Annotated in this window: 14 protein-coding genes; 8 read left to right on the top strand and 6 right to left on the bottom strand. The window is 71.7% G+C overall.

Going from position 1 to position 14,769, the window contains the following annotated elements:
* The first annotated feature begins 28 nt into the window (after positions 1–28).
* Entirely contained in the window at positions 29–556 is a 528-nt protein-coding gene (locus tag ACQ0O7_RS20895) for a hypothetical protein (RefSeq protein WP_430783812.1), read from the top strand.
* On the opposite strand, the gene ACQ0O7_RS20890 is transcribed toward ACQ0O7_RS20895, so the two are convergent.
* Both ACQ0O7_RS20890 and ACQ0O7_RS20885 read right to left on the bottom strand, forming a co-directional pair.
* On the bottom strand, positions 539–1,441 hold the full coding sequence (locus ACQ0O7_RS20890) for an alpha/beta fold hydrolase (protein WP_430783811.1): 903 nt from the start codon (positions 1,439–1,441) through the stop codon (positions 539–541). The genes ACQ0O7_RS20895 and ACQ0O7_RS20890 overlap by 18 nt on opposite strands.
* Positions 1,438–1,884, bottom strand: a complete 447-nt coding sequence (locus ACQ0O7_RS20885; RefSeq protein WP_430783810.1) for a hypothetical protein — start codon at positions 1,882–1,884, stop codon at positions 1,438–1,440. The genes ACQ0O7_RS20890 and ACQ0O7_RS20885 overlap by 4 nt, the downstream gene beginning before the upstream one ends.
* A gap of 142 nt (positions 1,885–2,026) precedes the next feature.
* Here ACQ0O7_RS20885 and ACQ0O7_RS20880 point away from each other — a divergent pair, with 142 nt between their 5' ends.
* Positions 2,027–2,587 (top strand): hypothetical protein, encoded by a 561-nt coding sequence (locus ACQ0O7_RS20880; RefSeq protein WP_430783809.1) that lies wholly within the window; start codon positions 2,027–2,029, stop codon positions 2,585–2,587.
* Positions 2,588–2,596: 9 nt separating this feature from the next.
* Here the strand turns inward: ACQ0O7_RS20880 and ACQ0O7_RS20875 are convergent, their stop codons facing one another.
* Positions 2,597–3,286 carry a metal-dependent transcriptional regulator gene (locus ACQ0O7_RS20875; RefSeq protein WP_430784015.1) on the bottom strand — a complete coding sequence of 230 codons (690 nt, stop codon included), beginning with the start codon at positions 3,284–3,286 and terminating at the stop codon, positions 2,597–2,599.
* A gap of 150 nt (positions 3,287–3,436) precedes the next feature.
* Here ACQ0O7_RS20875 and ACQ0O7_RS20870 point away from each other — a divergent pair, with 150 nt between their 5' ends.
* Both ACQ0O7_RS20870 and ACQ0O7_RS20865 read left to right on the top strand, forming a co-directional pair.
* On the top strand, positions 3,437–4,618 hold the full coding sequence (locus ACQ0O7_RS20870) for an acetoin utilization protein AcuC (RefSeq protein WP_430783808.1): 1,182 nt from the start codon (positions 3,437–3,439) through the stop codon (positions 4,616–4,618).
* 3 nt (positions 4,619–4,621) lie between these two features.
* A complete protein-coding gene (locus ACQ0O7_RS20865; protein WP_430783807.1) occupies positions 4,622–7,177 on the top strand; it encodes a GNAT family N-acetyltransferase in 2,556 nt (851 codons plus the stop codon).
* An 8-nt stretch (positions 7,178–7,185) separates the two neighbouring features.
* Here ACQ0O7_RS20865 and sigB read toward each other — a convergent pair whose 3' ends face one another.
* Positions 7,186–8,139, bottom strand: coding sequence for an RNA polymerase sigma factor SigB (gene sigB / locus ACQ0O7_RS20860; protein ID WP_430784014.1), 954 nt, complete (start codon positions 8,137–8,139; stop codon positions 7,186–7,188).
* A 270-nt stretch (positions 8,140–8,409) separates the two neighbouring features.
* Between sigB and ACQ0O7_RS20855 the strand changes: the two genes are divergently transcribed.
* Complete coding sequence (locus ACQ0O7_RS20855) at positions 8,410–9,198, top strand: sporulation protein (RefSeq protein WP_430783806.1); 789 nt, start codon at positions 8,410–8,412, stop codon at positions 9,196–9,198.
* A 1-nt stretch (position 9,199) separates the two neighbouring features.
* Here ACQ0O7_RS20855 and dtd read toward each other — a convergent pair whose 3' ends face one another.
* Complete coding sequence (gene dtd, locus ACQ0O7_RS20850) at positions 9,200–9,619, bottom strand: D-aminoacyl-tRNA deacylase (protein WP_430783805.1); 420 nt, start codon at positions 9,617–9,619, stop codon at positions 9,200–9,202.
* Positions 9,620–9,689: 70 nt separating this feature from the next.
* A complete protein-coding gene (locus ACQ0O7_RS20845; RefSeq protein WP_430783804.1) occupies positions 9,690–9,920 on the bottom strand; it encodes a hypothetical protein in 231 nt (76 codons plus the stop codon).
* A 208-nt stretch (positions 9,921–10,128) separates the two neighbouring features.
* On the opposite strand from ACQ0O7_RS20845, the gene ACQ0O7_RS20840 reads away from it, so the two are divergent.
* From ACQ0O7_RS20840 to cheB, 3 genes are read left to right on the top strand one after another with little or no spacing between them, the layout of a single operon-like run.
* A complete protein-coding gene (locus ACQ0O7_RS20840; RefSeq protein WP_430783803.1) occupies positions 10,129–12,060 on the top strand; it encodes a methyl-accepting chemotaxis protein in 1,932 nt (643 codons plus the stop codon).
* Between the two features lie 22 nt (positions 12,061–12,082).
* Complete coding sequence (locus ACQ0O7_RS20835; protein WP_430783802.1) at positions 12,083–13,666, top strand: chemotaxis protein CheW; 1,584 nt, start codon at positions 12,083–12,085, stop codon at positions 13,664–13,666.
* 18 nt (positions 13,667–13,684) lie between these two features.
* Complete coding sequence (gene cheB / locus ACQ0O7_RS20830; RefSeq protein ID WP_430783801.1) at positions 13,685–14,746, top strand: chemotaxis-specific protein-glutamate methyltransferase CheB; 1,062 nt, start codon at positions 13,685–13,687, stop codon at positions 14,744–14,746.
* Positions 14,747–14,769: the final 23 nt, after the last annotated feature.

Below are 14,769 nucleotides of genomic sequence, written 5' to 3'. Positions count from 1 at the left end.
GTCGGATCGGAACGTGGAGGAGCGCGGGATGGGCAGCCCGGAGGACCTGCGAGCGGAGGCGGGCGAGGTTCTCGCGCTGCTGGAGCCGTTGGGGCCGGTGACCCCCACCGGCAGCTACGTCTCGGGGCTGATGGTGTGGCGCGACCTGGACGTGATGCTGGACGGCGGCGCGGACTACCGGCCGGCCGATGTGGTCGCCCTGCTCGGCCGGGCGGTCGCCATCCCGGGGCTGACCGGGTTCACGTACCGCGACGAGTGCGGTGACCGGTCGCCCAGCGGCAAGCCCCGCGACGAGCGGCACCACATCACCCTCACCATCGGTGAGTGGTGTGTCGGTCTGTCGATCTGGCTGCACGACGACCACGCCGACGTCAGTGCGTGGCACCGGGCCCTCGCCGGCCGGCTGACCGGCGAGGAACGGCAGGCGATCCTGGATGTCAAGAGGGTCTGGCACCAGCGCCCGGAATACTGCGCCTACGACGTCTACACCGCGGTGCTGGAGCAGGGTGTGCGCACCGGTGTCGAGTTCGGCGCCTGGTTACGCGACCGGGCGTAGGAAGTCGGTGATCAGGGCGGCCAGCGCGGTGGGCTGCTCGATCACCATGGCGTGCGAGGCGTCGGCCAGGGACACCCGGCGCAGGCCGGGCACCGCGTCGGCCTGCTCGATCTGGTGACGCCGGTACGCCGCGTACAGCTCGGCGAACGGCTCCTGCTGCGGCAGGTCGCGGGTGGCCAGGACGAGCAGTCGCGGGCAGGTGGTGGCGGCGTGGACCGGCGCCAGGTCCAGCTCGTTCATCGCGGTGCGCAACTGGCCGGTCAGCGCGGCGGACGGCCGGATCGACGTCTCCCCGCCGAGGTGGACCAGGTTGCGGCGGAAGCCCTCGACCCACACCTTCTCGTTGGCACCCATGTCGCGGGCCGCCATCTGCTGCTGTTCCACCAGGTCGGGCAGCTGCTCGGCCGGGATGATCCGGCCGGCGGCGGCCTCGGCGGCGTCGAAGACCGCGTGCAGCCGGGCCAGCTCGGCCGCGGCCTTCTCCGGGTCGAGGCCGGGCAGCTGGCCGGGGCGGGTGGGCGGCGGGTTGCCGTCCAGGCTGACCACGCCGGGGCACTCGGGGTGCTGCTGGCCCCAGAGGACGGCCAGCATGCCGCCGAGGGAGTGGCCGACCACCGCGGGCCGGTCCAGTTCGAGTTGCACGCAGACGGCGGCGAGGTCGCCGAGGGCGGCGTCCCAGGTCCAGTCGCCGTCGGCGGAGCGGCCGTGCCCGCGCAGGTCGAGGGTGATCACCCGGTGGTGCGGGCGCAGCGCCCGGGCCAGGGTGGTCATCTGGGCCAGGTTGCCGCCGGCGCCGTGCAGGAGCAGCAGTGGTGGCTGGTCGCCGCCGAAGTCGCGGGTGGCGATCTGGACGGGGCCGGCGTCGATGAGACGGTCGTTGATCATGAGTTCCCCTCGGTCGGGAGACGGTCCCGGATCGCGGCGACGGGCACGCCGCCGTCCGGGTGGCGGGGCAGACGGCCGCGGCGCACCAGGTCGTGCACCGCCTGGCGGGTGACGCCGAGCATCGCGCCGGCGGTGGCGTAGGAGACCGACGCGGCGTACGGGTGACCCACCCGCCGCAGCACGATCTGCCCGAACGGGCTGCGCCACCAGTCCGCGGGCGGGTTGAAGGCGTGCTCGTCGGGGTGGAGCGCGGCGATGAGCCGGGCGATCAGGTGGACGGCGGCGGTGTGGTCGGCGCCCTCCAGCACCCGGGCCCACTCGGTGGCCCGCACCCGCAGCAGATCGCGCATCGCGCCGACCGGCCGGTCGTCCTGGATCAGGATCTCCAGCGGATCCAGCAGACGGGTGTCGAGCATGCGCAGCAGCTGCCCGGCGAGGTCCATGAGGTGATCCTGGCGCTCCTTGACAGGTGGTGTCAAGTAGCGCCGTCACTGCCCGTACGCAAGCGACCGCTGATCTCCCTCTTGGCGCGCAACGGGCCCGGCCAGTACGGTGTGTGCGCCCGCCCCCGGGGAAGGATCAAGAGTGCCCACGCGTCTGGCCGTACTCGGCGCCGTCGTGCTGTTCGCTGTTTCCGGCTGCACGTCGGATCAGGAGAAGCCGGTCGTCGTCGAGCCCGCTCCCTCGGAACCCGCGGTGGAGGTGCCCGCGGCCTCCGCCGGTGGTGCCTGCATCCTCTGGGACTACGACCTGATCGAGCAGATGCTCGGCATCCGTTTCGAGGTGGCCGCCTCGGACCAGGTCGACGACACGTCGAGCTGTGTGGTGCAGAAACTGGACAAGCCCTGGCCGGACCTGTCGCTCTCGGTGGTGGAGACGACAGCGGCGAACGCCGAGGTCTTCCTCGACGACCGGATGCCGGCGAAGGCGACGAAGCTCAAGGGCCTGGGCCGGGCGGCCTACCGCTATTACGGCAAGCCGGCCGGCGAGCACGGCATCAGCTCCGAGATCGGCTGGCTCAGCGAGGCCAAGCAGCTCCAGACCATCCGTCTCACCTTCCCGAAGGGAACCACCGGGGCTCAGGCGAAGACCATGGACGCCGGAATGCTCGACCTCGCCAAAGCGCTGAGCACGACCAACGGTTAGCGCGCCCGGTCAGCGGGCCGCCACGAACACCCGGGACGCGACCTCGCGCGGCAGCCGGATCTTGTCACCGGCCGAGCCGTCGATGGTCACCCCGTCGCGCTCCTGGGCCACCGTGACGGTGGTGCCCGGGTTGATGCCGGCGGCCCGGAGCTGGCGCAGCACGTCGGAGTTGGCCTGGACGCTCTCGCAGATCCGGCGGATGACGACGTCGCCGCTCAGCCCGGGGAAGGCCAGATTGCGCTCGCCCTGGGTGAGGATCTCGGAGGTGTCGTCCGGGGCGCCGAACTGTTCGAGTCCGGGGATCGGATTCCCGTACGGCGAACGGGTCGGCTTGTTGAGCAGCTCGTAGACGCGTTTCTCGACCGAGTCGCTCATCACGTGCTCCCAGCGGCAGGCCTCCTCGTGGGCCTCCTCGTAGGGCATCCCGATGACGTTGACGAGCAGCAGCTCGGCGAGCCGGTGTTTGCGCATGACGCCGACCGCGGTGGAGCGGCCGAGGTCGGTCAGCACCAGGTGGCGGTCGCCCTCGACGGTCAGCAGCCCGTCACGCTCCATCCGGGCCACGGTCTGGCTCACCGTCGGGCCGCTCTGGTGCAGTCGCTCGGCGATCCGGGCGCGTAGGGCGGGCACGCCCTCTTCCTCTAGTTCCAGAATGGTGCGAAGGTACATCTCGGTGGTATCGACGAGATCGTTCACGATGCGGTCCTCCCAGCAGCGATAATACCGCGTTGCGTTGGGCTGACCTTCGCCCTGGACAAGTGCCTGAAGACCCTACCCGACGCCGGAACAGGTGTGCTAACGGCACGTCGGCCCGTCCGTTTGACGAGACGACGTGGCAGCATGGCCGTCATGGCCGACGACACCACCGCGGTGGTCTGGGACAGCACCCTGCTCGACTACGACATGGGCGATCATCCGCTCAATCCGGTGCGCGTCGAACTGACCATGGCGCTGGCCCGCGAACTCGGTGTGCTGGACCGTCCCGGCGTCCAGTTGATCACTCCGGTGGAGGCGACTGAGACCGATCTCACCCGGGTGCACCGCGCCGACTATCTGGACGCGGTCCGGCTGGCCCCGATCGATCCGTTCTTCACCGGCTGGGGCCTGAACACCGCCGACAACCCGGTCTTCGAGGACATGCACCAGGCCTCCGCCCGGATCTGCGGCGCCACCCTGGCCGCCGTCCAGGCGGTCTGGCACGGCGCGGCCCGGCGCGCGGTCAACGTGGCCGGCGGCCTGCACCACGCCATGCCGGCCCGGGCGGCCGGGTTCTGTGTCTACAACGATCCGGCGGTGGCGATCGCCTGGCTGCTGGAGCACGGGGCGACCCGGATCGCCTACATCGACGTCGACGTGCACCACGGCGACGGGGTGCAGGCCGCCTTCTACGACGACCCGCGGGTGCTCACCGTCAGCCTGCACGAGACACCGCTGGCGCTCTTCCCGGGCACCGGCTTCGCCGACGAGACCGGCGGGCCGAACGCCGAGGGCACCGCGGTCAACGTGCCGCTGCCACCGGGCACCGGGGACGACGGCTGGCTGCGCGCCTTCCACGCGGTCGTCCCGTCGGTGGTCCGCGCCTTCGCCCCGGAGATCATCATCAGCCAGTGCGGCGCCGACGCCCACCGCCTCGACCCGCTCGCCGACCTGCGGCTGTCGGTGGACGGCCAGCGGGCGGCGTACATCGCGATGCGCGCCCTGGCCGACGAGATCTGCGACGGCCGCTGGATCGCCACCGGCGGCGGCGGGTATGCCCTCGTCGAGGTGGTGCCCCGGGCCTGGACCCACCTGCTGGCGGTGGCCACCGGGGAGCCGCTGGACCCGTCGACACGCGTCCCGGCACCGTGGCGCTCGCTGGCGGCGCAGCGGCGGCCGGGGACTACCATTCCGGAGGCGATGACGGACGGGACCGAGCCCTCTGTCACACCCTGGCCGGGCAGCAGCGACAACCCGGTCGACCGGGCCGTCCTCGCCACCCGGACGGCGGTCTTCCCGCTGCACGGCCTCGATCCCCACGACCCCCGGGATTAGACGATGGAGCGCGGCGCGGACGTCCTACTCTCCGACGGCACAGCCGTCCACCTGCGCCCGATCCGCCCGGAGGACGCGCCGGCCATCGTGGACTTCCACTCCCGGATGAGCGACCGCACCCGCTATCTGCGCTACTTCTCGCCCTATCCGCGCATCCCGGAACGCGACCTGCACCGCTTCGTCAACGTCGACCACCACGACCGCGAGGCGTTCGTGACGCTGTCCGGCGACCGGATCACCTCGGTCGGGCGCTACGAGCGGCTCGGCCCGGACTCGCCCGAGGCCGAGGTGGCGTTCGTGGTCGAGGACGCGCTCCAGGGCCGGGGCATCGGCTCGGTGCTGCTGGAGCATCTCGCCGACGCGGCCCGGCGCAACGGCATCACCCGGTTCGTCGCCGAGGTGCTCCCGGAGAACAACGGCATGCTGCGGGTCTTCGGCGACACCGGCTATCAGGTGCAACGCCGGTACGCCGACGGCGTCGTGCACCTGAGCTTCCCGATCGAGCCGACCGAGAAGTCCCGGGAGGTGCAGGAGTCCCGCGAGCACCTGACCGAGGCCCGCTCGATCGCCCGGCTGCTCGCTCCGCGGGGCATCGCGGTCTACGGCGCCAGCGCCACCGGGCACGGGATCGGCGCGCTGATGCTGGGCAACCTGCGCGACGGGGGATACACCGGTGAGCTGGTGCCGGTGCATCCCACCGCGGACCGGGTGGCCGGGCTCCGGGCGTACCGCAGCGCCTCGGACGCCGGTGTCCCGATCGACCTGGCCCTGATCGCGGTGCCGGCCGACCGGGTCCGGGAGGCCGGGCGGGACGCGGCCCGGGCCGGCGCGGGCGGCGGTGTGGTGGTGTCGGCCGGTTTCGCCGAGACCGGTCCGGCGGGCGCCGTCCAGCAGCGGGAGCTGGTGGAGGCGGCCCGCGCGGCCGGCCTGCGGGTGATCGGCCCGAGCAGCTTCGGCGTCGCCAACACCGATCCGGGTGTCCGGCTGAACGCCACCATCTCGCCCCGGCTGCCGATGGCCGGCCGGGTCGGCTTCTTCAGCCAGAGCGGCGCGCTCGGGGTGGCGCTGCTGGCCGAGGCGGACCGCCGGGGCCTGGGCCTGTCGAGTTTCGTGTCGGCCGGCAACCGGGCCGACGTCTCCGGCAACGACCTGTTGCAGTACTGGCAGGACGATCCGGGCACCGACGTGGTGCTGCTCTATCTGGAGACGTTCGGCAATCCGCGCAAGTTCGCCCGGCTGGCCCGCCGGATCAGCCGGGTCAAGCCGGTGGTGGCGGTGGCCTCGGCGACCCGCCCGCCCGGCCTGTCCGGTGACTCGCCGAGCCCTGACGCGAACGCGGTGACCGCCCTGTTCGCCCGTTCCGGGGTGATCCGGGTGGACACCGTGCAGGAACTGTTCGACGTGGGCATGCTGCTGGCCCACCAGCCGCTGCCGGCCGGCCGCCGGGTGGCCGTGGTGGGCAACTCGTCGGCGCTGGCCGAACTGGCGGTGGTCGCCTGCCGGGCGGCCGGGCTGGTGGTGGCCCCCGGGTACCCGCGCGACACCGGCCCGGAGGCGGGCGCCCACGCGCTGGCCGACGCGCTCGCCGACGCCGCCGTGGACCAGGGGGTGGACGCGCTGGTGGTGGTCTTCGCGCCGCCGGTGCCGGGCCGGCACGCCGACGAGGACGCGGACTTCGCGGCCGCGCTGGCGAGCGTGGCGCTGGCCGGGGAGAAGCCGACAGTCGCGACGATGGTCTTCGGGCAGGCGCCGCCCCGGGTGCCGGCCTATCCGTCGGTGGAGGAGGCGGTCCGCGCGCTGTCCCGGGTGGTCGGTTACGCCGACTGGCTGCGCCGGCCGCCGGGGGTGCTGCCGGTGCTGTCCGGGGTGGACCCGGAGGCCGCGGAGGCCGCGGTGACCGCGGAGTCGCCGACCGGCCTGCTCGCGGCCTACGGGATCCCGGTGGTGCCGTCGCTGCCGGCCGGTGACGCCGACGAGGCGGTCGCGGCGGCGGCCGAGCTGGGCTATCCGGTGGCGATCAAGGCGGCCGGCGGTGCGTTGCGGCACCGGATCGACCTCGGCGCGGTGCGCCTCGCGGTCGCCGGCGAGCAGGGCGTGCGCGAGGCGTACGCCGAACTGGCCGCGCGGTTCGGGCCGGAGGTGCTGGTGCAGACCATGGTGGCGCCGGGTGTCGCCTGCACGGTGGAGATCGTGGAGGATCCGGCGTTCGGCCCGGTGGTCGGGTTCGGGCTCGGCGGTGTCGCCAGCGAACTGCTCGGTGACCTGGGCTGGCGGGCCGCGCCGCTGACCGACCGGGCGGCCGAGGCCCTGGTCGGCGAGCCGCGGGCGGCCCCGTTGCTGCACGGCTATCGCGGGTCCACCCCGGTGGACCGGGCCGCGCTGATCGATCTGCTGCTGCGGGTGGGCCGGCTGGCCGACGAGCAGCCACGGGTCCGGTCACTCACGCTGAACCCGGTACTGGCCCGCCCGGACGGCTGGTCGGTGCTGCACGCCACCGTCGAGTTCGGTGACCCGGGGGCCCGGCCGGACACCGGCCCCCGGCGGCTGCGGAGTGTCTGAGCTGCTGGTCAGGAGGCGTAGGCCTCGAGGCGGGAGGCCCGCTCCGGGTCACGCAGCTTCAGCATGGTGACCTTCTCGATCTGGCGGATCCGCTCGCGGCTGAGGCCGAACTCGCGGCCCACCTCGTCCAGGGTGCGCTGACGGCCGTCGTCCAGGCCGAAGCGCAGCCGGATCACCGCGGACTCCCGCTCGGAGAGGGTGCCGAGCACGATCTCCACCTCGCTGCGCAGCTCGCCGGTGCCGGCGCCCTCACCCGGCACGTTCGGCCCGGCGGCGGCGACGAAGTCACCGAGGGCGCTCTCGCCGTCCTCGCCGACCGCCTGGTCCAGGCTGACCGGCTCCCGGTCGTACGAGATCAGCTCGATGACCTGGAACTCCGGAACGTCCATGGCCTTGGCGATCTCGGCGATGCTGGGCTCCCGGCCGATCGTGGCGGCCAGGTCGCGACGGCAGCGGACCATCCGGTTGACCTGCTCGACCATGTGCACCGGGATGCGGATGGTGCGGGCCTGGTCGGCCATGGCGCGGGTGATGGCCTGCCGGATCCACCAGGTGGCGTACGTGGAGAACTTGTAGCCCTTGGTGTAGTCGAACTTCTCGACGGCGCGGATCAGGCCGAGGTTGCCCTCCTGGATCAGGTCCAGGAACGCCATGCCGCGACCGGTGTAGCGCTTCGCGATGCTGACGACGAGGCGGAGGTTGGCCTCGAGAAGGTGGTTCTTGGCGGCCTTGCCCTCGGTGACGATGACCGTCAGCAGGGGGGCCAGCTCGGCGGGGGCGGAGGGAAGCTTCTCCTCGGCGTACAGCCCGGCCTCGATGCGCTTGGAGAGGGTCACCTCCTCGACGGCGGTGAGCAGCCGGGTCCGGCCGATGCCGTTGAGGTAGGCGCGGACCAGGTCTGCGGAGACGCCCCGCTCGTCGGTGGCGTCCAGGTCGGTAAGCGTCTCGACTTCGTCGGTCATGATGGTCTCGACGACCTCGGACTCCGACGCCTTCATCTCCAGGACCACTTCGAGTCCCCTCCCCGCGATAACGTCTCGTGCGTACCAGCCGCTTCGTGCCGGTGTGAGGGCAAGCTTCGTCCGAGGCGCGTTAAGCGGAGGTGAGGCCAGCGTCCAGGTGGCATGAATCAGGGAGAACCCTGACGTCGCCAAGCCGACAAGCCGGACTTGCGTCACCGTGAGTGTTTGCCGGGAATCGATACTGTGTTCAGCCCTACGAAGGGGAACAGCGTGGTCTTCAAGCGAATGATGCAAGCGTTCGGTGTCGGCGGACCCTCGGTCGACACCGTGCTCACCAATCCGAACACCTATCCGGGCGGCTTCCTGGAGGGGCAGGTCCACGTGGTGGGCGGCGATCACGCCGTCGACATCGAGTACGTGGCGATCGCCCTGACCACCCGGGTCGAGGTGGAGAGCGGCGACAGCGAGTACCAGACCAACCAGGAGTTCCACCGGCAGCGGCTGACCGGCTCGTTCAAGCTGGAGCCGGGCGCCCGGCACGACGTCCCGTTCCGTTTCGAGGTGCCCTGGCAGACCCCGATCACCGAGGTGTACGGGCAGCACCTGACCGGCATGACGATGGGGCTGGCGACCGAGCTGGAGGTGGCCCGCGCGGTCGACAAGTCCGACCTGGACACGGTGGCCGTGCACCCGCTGCCGGCGCAGGAGCGGATCCTGGAGGCGTTGCTGCGGCTCGGTTTCCGGTTCAGCCGGGCCGACGTCGAGCAGGGCCGGGTCTACGGGGTCGAGCAGCATCTGCCGTTCTACCAGGAGATCGAGTTCTATCCGCCGGGGCAGTACGCGAGCGGCATCAACCAGCTGGAGCTGACCTTCCTGCCCACCCCGCAGAAGTTGCAGGTGGTGCTGGAGCTGGACAAGCGCGGTGGCGTCTTCACCGAGGGGCAGGACGCGTTCGGCAGTTTCGACATCGACTACGCGACCGCCGAGCAGGTCGACTGGGCGGCCCGGCTGGACCAGTGGCTGCGGCAGTCGGCCCAGCGCCGGGGCCTGTTCTTCTAGCTCACAGTTCCAGCAGCACCGTGCGGGGTCCGGTGTTCACCGATTCGACGAGCATGTGCGCCCGGAAGCGGCCGGTCTCGACCACCGCTCCCCGGGCGCGCAGTGCCGTCACGTACTCCTCGATCAGCGGTTCGGCGACCTCGGCCGGCGCGGCCGCGCTCCAGCTCGGCCGGCGGCCCTTGCGCGCGTCGCCGTAGAGCGTGAACTGGCTGACCACCAGCAGCGGCGCGGCCAGATCGGCGGCCGACCGGTCGTCCAGGACACGCAGCTCCCAGGTCTTGCGGGCCAGTTCGGCGGCTTTCGCCGGGGTGTCGTCGTGGGTGACCCCGACCAGCACCAGCAGCCCGTCCTCGATCGCGCCGGTGATCTCGTCGCCGACGGTCACGCTCGCCCGGCTGACGGTCTGTACCAGTGCGCGCATGCCGATGACTCCTCGCCGTTCCGGTCACCGCGCCTGTCACGGCGACCGGAACGGACGGTAGCCGACCGGTTCAGCGGTACTCCTCCTCGGTCCGCAGCGCACCGGTGCCGGCATCGCCGGTGGTGGTGTTCGCGACACCCGGGCCGGTGCGGGGCCGGTTCGGGACACTGGCCGGCCCCGCGGTGCCGCCGGTGGTGGTGCGGATGCCCTCTCCGGCCGGCCCGCCGTTGCGCAGCTCCTCCGGATCCGTCGACGGCGGCAGGGTGTTGGACAGTTCGCCCTCGGTACGCGGGTCGCTCATGGTCTTCCTTCCGGTTGTGGATGTGCTGGGGCTTTTGCCCCCCACCAAGCCCCGCAAACCGCTGTGAACTCGATGAATATCGCCTCGGTGCGGTTTGCCCCGGTGCCAGGATTTGCCTGGTCGGCGGGGCTGTGGAGTGACGCTCCCGAGATCGGCGGCCCGACCCCCGCGTGTACCGGATCAACCGGACCCAGATGGGAGACCACCCATGCCCCTCACCAGCACCGCCAGCGGGCGGAGCAGCACCGCCACCGGATCACGGTCGCCGGCCGCGGCCCGCCCGGCCCGTGCCGCCGCCGACCAGGACGCCAACCGCCGGCAGGCGCGGTCGGTGGCGAAACAGCAGCAGGCCGCCGAGCGGATCGCCTCGGCGACCGCCGAGATCTCCGCCCAGAACGCCCAGGCGGCCGAGGCGTCCCGGCAGCTGTCCGAGTCGATGCAGCAGATCGCCGCCGGAGCCGAGCAGGCCTCCGGGGCCACCCAGCAGAGCCTGGCCGCGATGAACCAGGTCGAGGAGCGGGTCAGTCGTCAGGAGCAGACCACCCGGCAGGTCGCCGACCTCAGCCAGCAACTGCAGAACCTGCTCAACGAGACCCGCAACGGGATCAGCAACCTGCTCGCCAACGTGGACAGCGCGTCCACCCGGCAGAGCAACTCGGTCGCCACCATCACCGAGCTGGAGAAGCAGGCCGACGAGATCGGCGAGATCGTCAAGACGGTCGCGCACATCGCCGACCAGACCAACCTGCTGGCCCTGAACGCCGCGATCGAGGCGGCCCGGGCCCGGCAGCACGGCAAGGGTTTCGCGGTGGTCGCCGACGAGGTGCGGACACTGGCCGAGACCAGTGAGCGCAGCGCCCGGCAGATCCGCGACCTGATCGACGAGGTGCGCAGCAGCGTCACCGAGATCGCCGGGGCGGTGCAGACCTCCGCCGAGACGGCCCGCGGCGAGGTGGAGAAGGGCAAGACGATCACCTCGCAGCTGGAGACGATCCGCGCCGACATGGGCACGATCATGGCCGGGGCGACCGAGATGGCGGCCTCCGCGGTTCAGGCGATGAAGTCCGCCGGGAACGCCAAGCAGCGGTCCGAGGAGATCGCCGCGGCGGCCGAGCAGCAGTCGGCAGCCTGCGAGGAGTCGCTGCAGACGGTCGCCCAGCAGACCCAGGCGCTGCGGCAGAGCGACCAGGCCGCCGAGTCGCTGGCCGAGGTCTCCGAGACCCTGCGCAGCAGCACCGACATCGCCAAGAGCGCTGAGGAGGTCGCGTCGGCGGCCGAGGAGCTGTCCGCCGCGGTCGAGGAGATCAACCGGGCCGCCAGCCAGATCAACGTGGCGATCAACGAGATCAACTCCGGTGCGCGGACGGCCGCCGAGAAGGGCCAGCAGACCGCCGAGGCGGTGAACCAGATCGAGCAGGGCGCCCAGCTCTCGGCCAACCGTGGTGGTGCGGCGGTGGAGCGCTCCGACGTGATCCTGGAGCTGCTGGGCAGCAACAAGGAGGCGGTCGACTCGATGATCGACGCGATCGGCACGGCCGCCCGTGAGGGCATCGAGAACGTTCGCAAGGTGACCGAGCTGGAGCAGATCTCCCGGCGGATCGACAAGATCGTGGACGCCATCGCGAACGTGTCGATCCAGACCAACATGCTGGCCGTGAACGGGTCGGTGGAGTCGGCCCGGGCCGGTGAGTTCGGCAAGGGCTTCGCCGTGGTCTCCACCGACATCCGCAACCTGGCCCGGGACTCCGCCGACAACGCCGACCGGATCAAGGACCTGGTCAAGGCGGTGCAGGACCGGATCGTGGAGGTGCGCGCCGACCTGGAGGAGACCAGCCGGCTCTCGCTGGCCGAGGTCGAGTCGGCCAAGGCGACCACCGCCCGGCTGGAGGAGATCGAGCGCGACATGCAGCAGGTCCGCGGCGGCAACGAGGAGGTCCGTGAGTCGGCGCTGGAGATCGCGAACGCGCTCGTCGAGGTCAAGTCCGGGCTGGAGCAGATCTCGTCGGCCGCCAACCAGGCCGAACAGCTGGCCGGCCAGGCCTCCACCGCCGCCCGCGAACAGGCCCAGGGCGCTGAGGAGCTGGCGGCCGCGGTCGAGGAGATCGCCGCGCTCGCCGACGAGCTCCAGAACGCCGCCTGACGCCTCGGAAGGGGATGACGTGATGGACACCGCCGAGGACTACCGGGCCGATCCGGCCGACGACGAAGTCGACGAGTTCGACGAGAACAGTGACTTCGTCACCTTCGACATGGCGGGGGAGCGCTACGCCTTCCCGATGCGCCGGGTTCAGGAGATCATCCGGATGCCCGCCGTGGTGAAGGTGCCGCTCGGGCCGCCCTCGCTGGAGGGGCTGGCCAATCTGCGCGGCCGGGTGCTGCCGGTGGTCAGCCTGCGCCGCTGCTGTGAGATGGAACAGACCGGGCATGACGAGACCACCCGGGTGATCGTGGTGGACGGCGGCGTACCGCTGGGGTTCGTGGTGGACCGGGTGTCCAGCGTGATCAGCATCGACCCGCAGCAGGTGGAGCCGGCCGACTCGGTGCAGGCAACGGTCAACTCGGACGTCCTGGTCGGGGTGATCAAGTCCGGTGCGGGCGAGATGACCACGGTGCTGGACGTGGACCGGCTGATCGGCAGCCAGTTCACCCGTCTCGCGGAGAGACGGACCGGCCGGGACTCGTCGGCGGTGGCCCGGCTCGCCGCCGAGTCCGACGCCGAGGCCGAGCTGGACGACACCCTGGAGCTGGTCAGCTTCGCGGTGGAGGGGCAGGAGTACGCGCTGCCGATCGACCAGGTGCAGGAGATCGTGCAGGCGCCCGAGTCGGTCAGCCACGTGCCCAACGCGGGCAGCCGGGTGCTCGGGGTGATCGACCTGCGCGGCCGGCTGCTGCCGGTGGTCAGCATGCGCCGGGTCTTCGGGCTGCCGGTGACGCCGCTGGAGCCGCAGAACCGGATCGTGGTGGTCGCCATCGACGGCGGGGTGGTCGGCGTGGTGATGGACACCGTGCGGGAGGTGCTGCGGGTGCCGCACGAGCTGGTCGCCCCGCTGCCCGGTGTGGTCGCCGGGGAGGGCCGCAAGACCGAGGTGGAGTCGGTGTGCCGGCTGGAGGACGGCAAGCGGCTGGTCTCGGTGCTGAGCGTGAACCGGATGTTCGACTCGCCGGAGGTCCGCAACGAGATCGAAGGGTACCGGCAGGAGGACGAGCTGGACATGATCGAGGAACCCGGTGACGCCGTCGACGACGACGGGCGCGGTGACGAGGAACTGTTCGTGGTGTTCCGCCTCGACGACGAGGAGTACGCGGTCGACGTCGACGCGGTGCAGGAGATCATCCGGGTGCCGGAGGCGCTGATCCGGGTGCCCAAGTCCTTCGACTTCGTGGAGGGTCTGGTCAACCTGCGCGGCACCGTGCTGCCGGTGGTGGACCTGCGGACCAGGCTGGGGCTGGGGCGTACCGACCGCGACGAGCGGCAGCGGATCGTCGTGCTGATCATCGGCGGGGTGCGGACCGGCTTCATCGTCGACTCGGTGGCCGAGGTGGCCCGGGTCGGGCGCAACGTCCTGGAACCGGCGCCGGAGCTGTCGGCGGAGCAGGCCCGGGTGGTGTCGCGGGTGGCGAACCTGCCGGACCAGCAGCGGATGCTCCTGCTCGTCCAGGTGGAGCAGTTACTCGCCGCCGACCAGGCGGACCAGGCCGCCGGGCTGTGCGGCACCGTCCCCGACGAGGTCCTCGTCGGGGTCTGATCCTCACCGGAGGTCCCCATGCCCACGTCCGTGCTGGTGGTGGACGACTCGGCGCTGATGCGGCGAGCACTCAGAGGCATCCTCGCCGAAGCCGGTGGTTTCGAGGTGCAGACCGCCCGCAACGGGGTGGACGCCCTGGAGCAACTGGGCCGGTCGCGCCCGGACGTGGTGACCCTGGACATCAACATGCCGGAGATGGACGGGCTCACCTGCCTGGCGAAGATCATGGAGGAGCAGCCCACCCCGGTGGTGATGGTCTCGTCGCTGACCGAGCACAACGCCCTGGTCACCCTGGAGGCGCTGGAGTTGGGCGCGGTGGACTACGTGCCGAAACCGGGCGGAACGGTGTCGCTGAACATCGACGACGTCGCGACCGAACTGGTCAGCAAGGTGCGTAGCGCCGCGTCGGCGAAGCTCAAGCGGGCCGGCGGGCTGACCGCCCGGATCCGGGCCCAGTCGAGCCGGCCGCCGGCCGCTCCGCCACGGCGCGAGGTCAGTGCCGTCGGGTCGGTGGACCTGGTGCTGATCGGCTCCTCCACCGGAGGCCCGGCGTTGCTGTCCGATCTGCTACCGGCGCTGCCGGGCACGCTCGGCGCCCCGGTGGTGGTGGCCCAGCACATCCCGGCCTCGTTCACCGGAGCGCTGGCCCGCCGGCTCGACGAGATCTGCCCGCTCCGGGTGCACGAGGTCGACCGGATCATGACGGTCCAGCGCGGCAACATCTACATCGGCCGGGGCAACGCCGACGTGGTGGTGGCCCGGCGTACCGACGGCCTGATCGTCAAGACCGTGCCGGCCGCCGCCGAGTATCGCTGGCATCCGAGCGTGGACCGGCTGGTCGCCTCGGCCCGGCGGTACGTCGACCCGGCGCGGCTGGTCTGCGCCCTGCTCACCGGCATGGGCGACGACGGGGCGACCGAGATGGCCGAGGTCAAGAACGGCGGTGGCCGCACCATCGCCGAGGCCGAGGAGACAGCAGTGGTCTGGGGCATGCCCGGGGAACTGGCCCGCCGGGGCGGAGCAACGGCCGTGCTGCCGTCCTACGAGATCGCCGGCCGGCTGGCCGACTGGGTCCGCTGAGCGACGCGAGGGAGAGGTCGATC

The organism is Actinoplanes sp. G11-F43 (assembly GCF_050589265.1).
Taxonomy (GTDB): Bacteria; Actinomycetota; Actinomycetes; order Mycobacteriales; family Micromonosporaceae; genus Actinoplanes.
The sequence above is the reverse complement of the archived record's forward strand: the minus strand, read 5'-3'. Positions and strand labels throughout refer to the sequence as shown.

Coding starts and splice junctions, on each gene's coding strand:
- ACQ0O7_RS20895 (WP_430783812.1), top strand. CDS start 29: ATGGGCAGCCCGGAGGACCTGCGAGCGGAGGCGGGCGAGGTTCTCGCG.
- ACQ0O7_RS20890 (WP_430783811.1), bottom strand. CDS start 1,441: ATGATCAACGACCGTCTCATCGACGCCGGCCCCGTCCAGATCGCCACC.
- ACQ0O7_RS20885 (WP_430783810.1), bottom strand. CDS start 1,884: ATGGACCTCGCCGGGCAGCTGCTGCGCATGCTCGACACCCGTCTGCTG.
- ACQ0O7_RS20870 (WP_430783808.1), top strand. CDS start 3,437: ATGGCCGACGACACCACCGCGGTGGTCTGGGACAGCACCCTGCTCGAC.
- ACQ0O7_RS20865 (WP_430783807.1), top strand. CDS start 4,622: ATGGAGCGCGGCGCGGACGTCCTACTCTCCGACGGCACAGCCGTCCAC.
- sigB (WP_430784014.1), bottom strand. CDS start 8,139: ATGACCGACGAAGTCGAGACGCTTACCGACCTGGACGCCACCGACGAG.
- dtd (WP_430783805.1), bottom strand. CDS start 9,619: ATGCGCGCACTGGTACAGACCGTCAGCCGGGCGAGCGTGACCGTCGGC.
- ACQ0O7_RS20845 (WP_430783804.1), bottom strand. CDS start 9,920: ATGAGCGACCCGCGTACCGAGGGCGAACTGTCCAACACCCTGCCGCCG.
- ACQ0O7_RS20840 (WP_430783803.1), top strand. CDS start 10,129: ATGCCCCTCACCAGCACCGCCAGCGGGCGGAGCAGCACCGCCACCGGA.
- ACQ0O7_RS20835 (WP_430783802.1), top strand. CDS start 12,083: ATGGACACCGCCGAGGACTACCGGGCCGATCCGGCCGACGACGAAGTC.
- cheB (WP_430783801.1), top strand. CDS start 13,685: ATGCCCACGTCCGTGCTGGTGGTGGACGACTCGGCGCTGATGCGGCGA.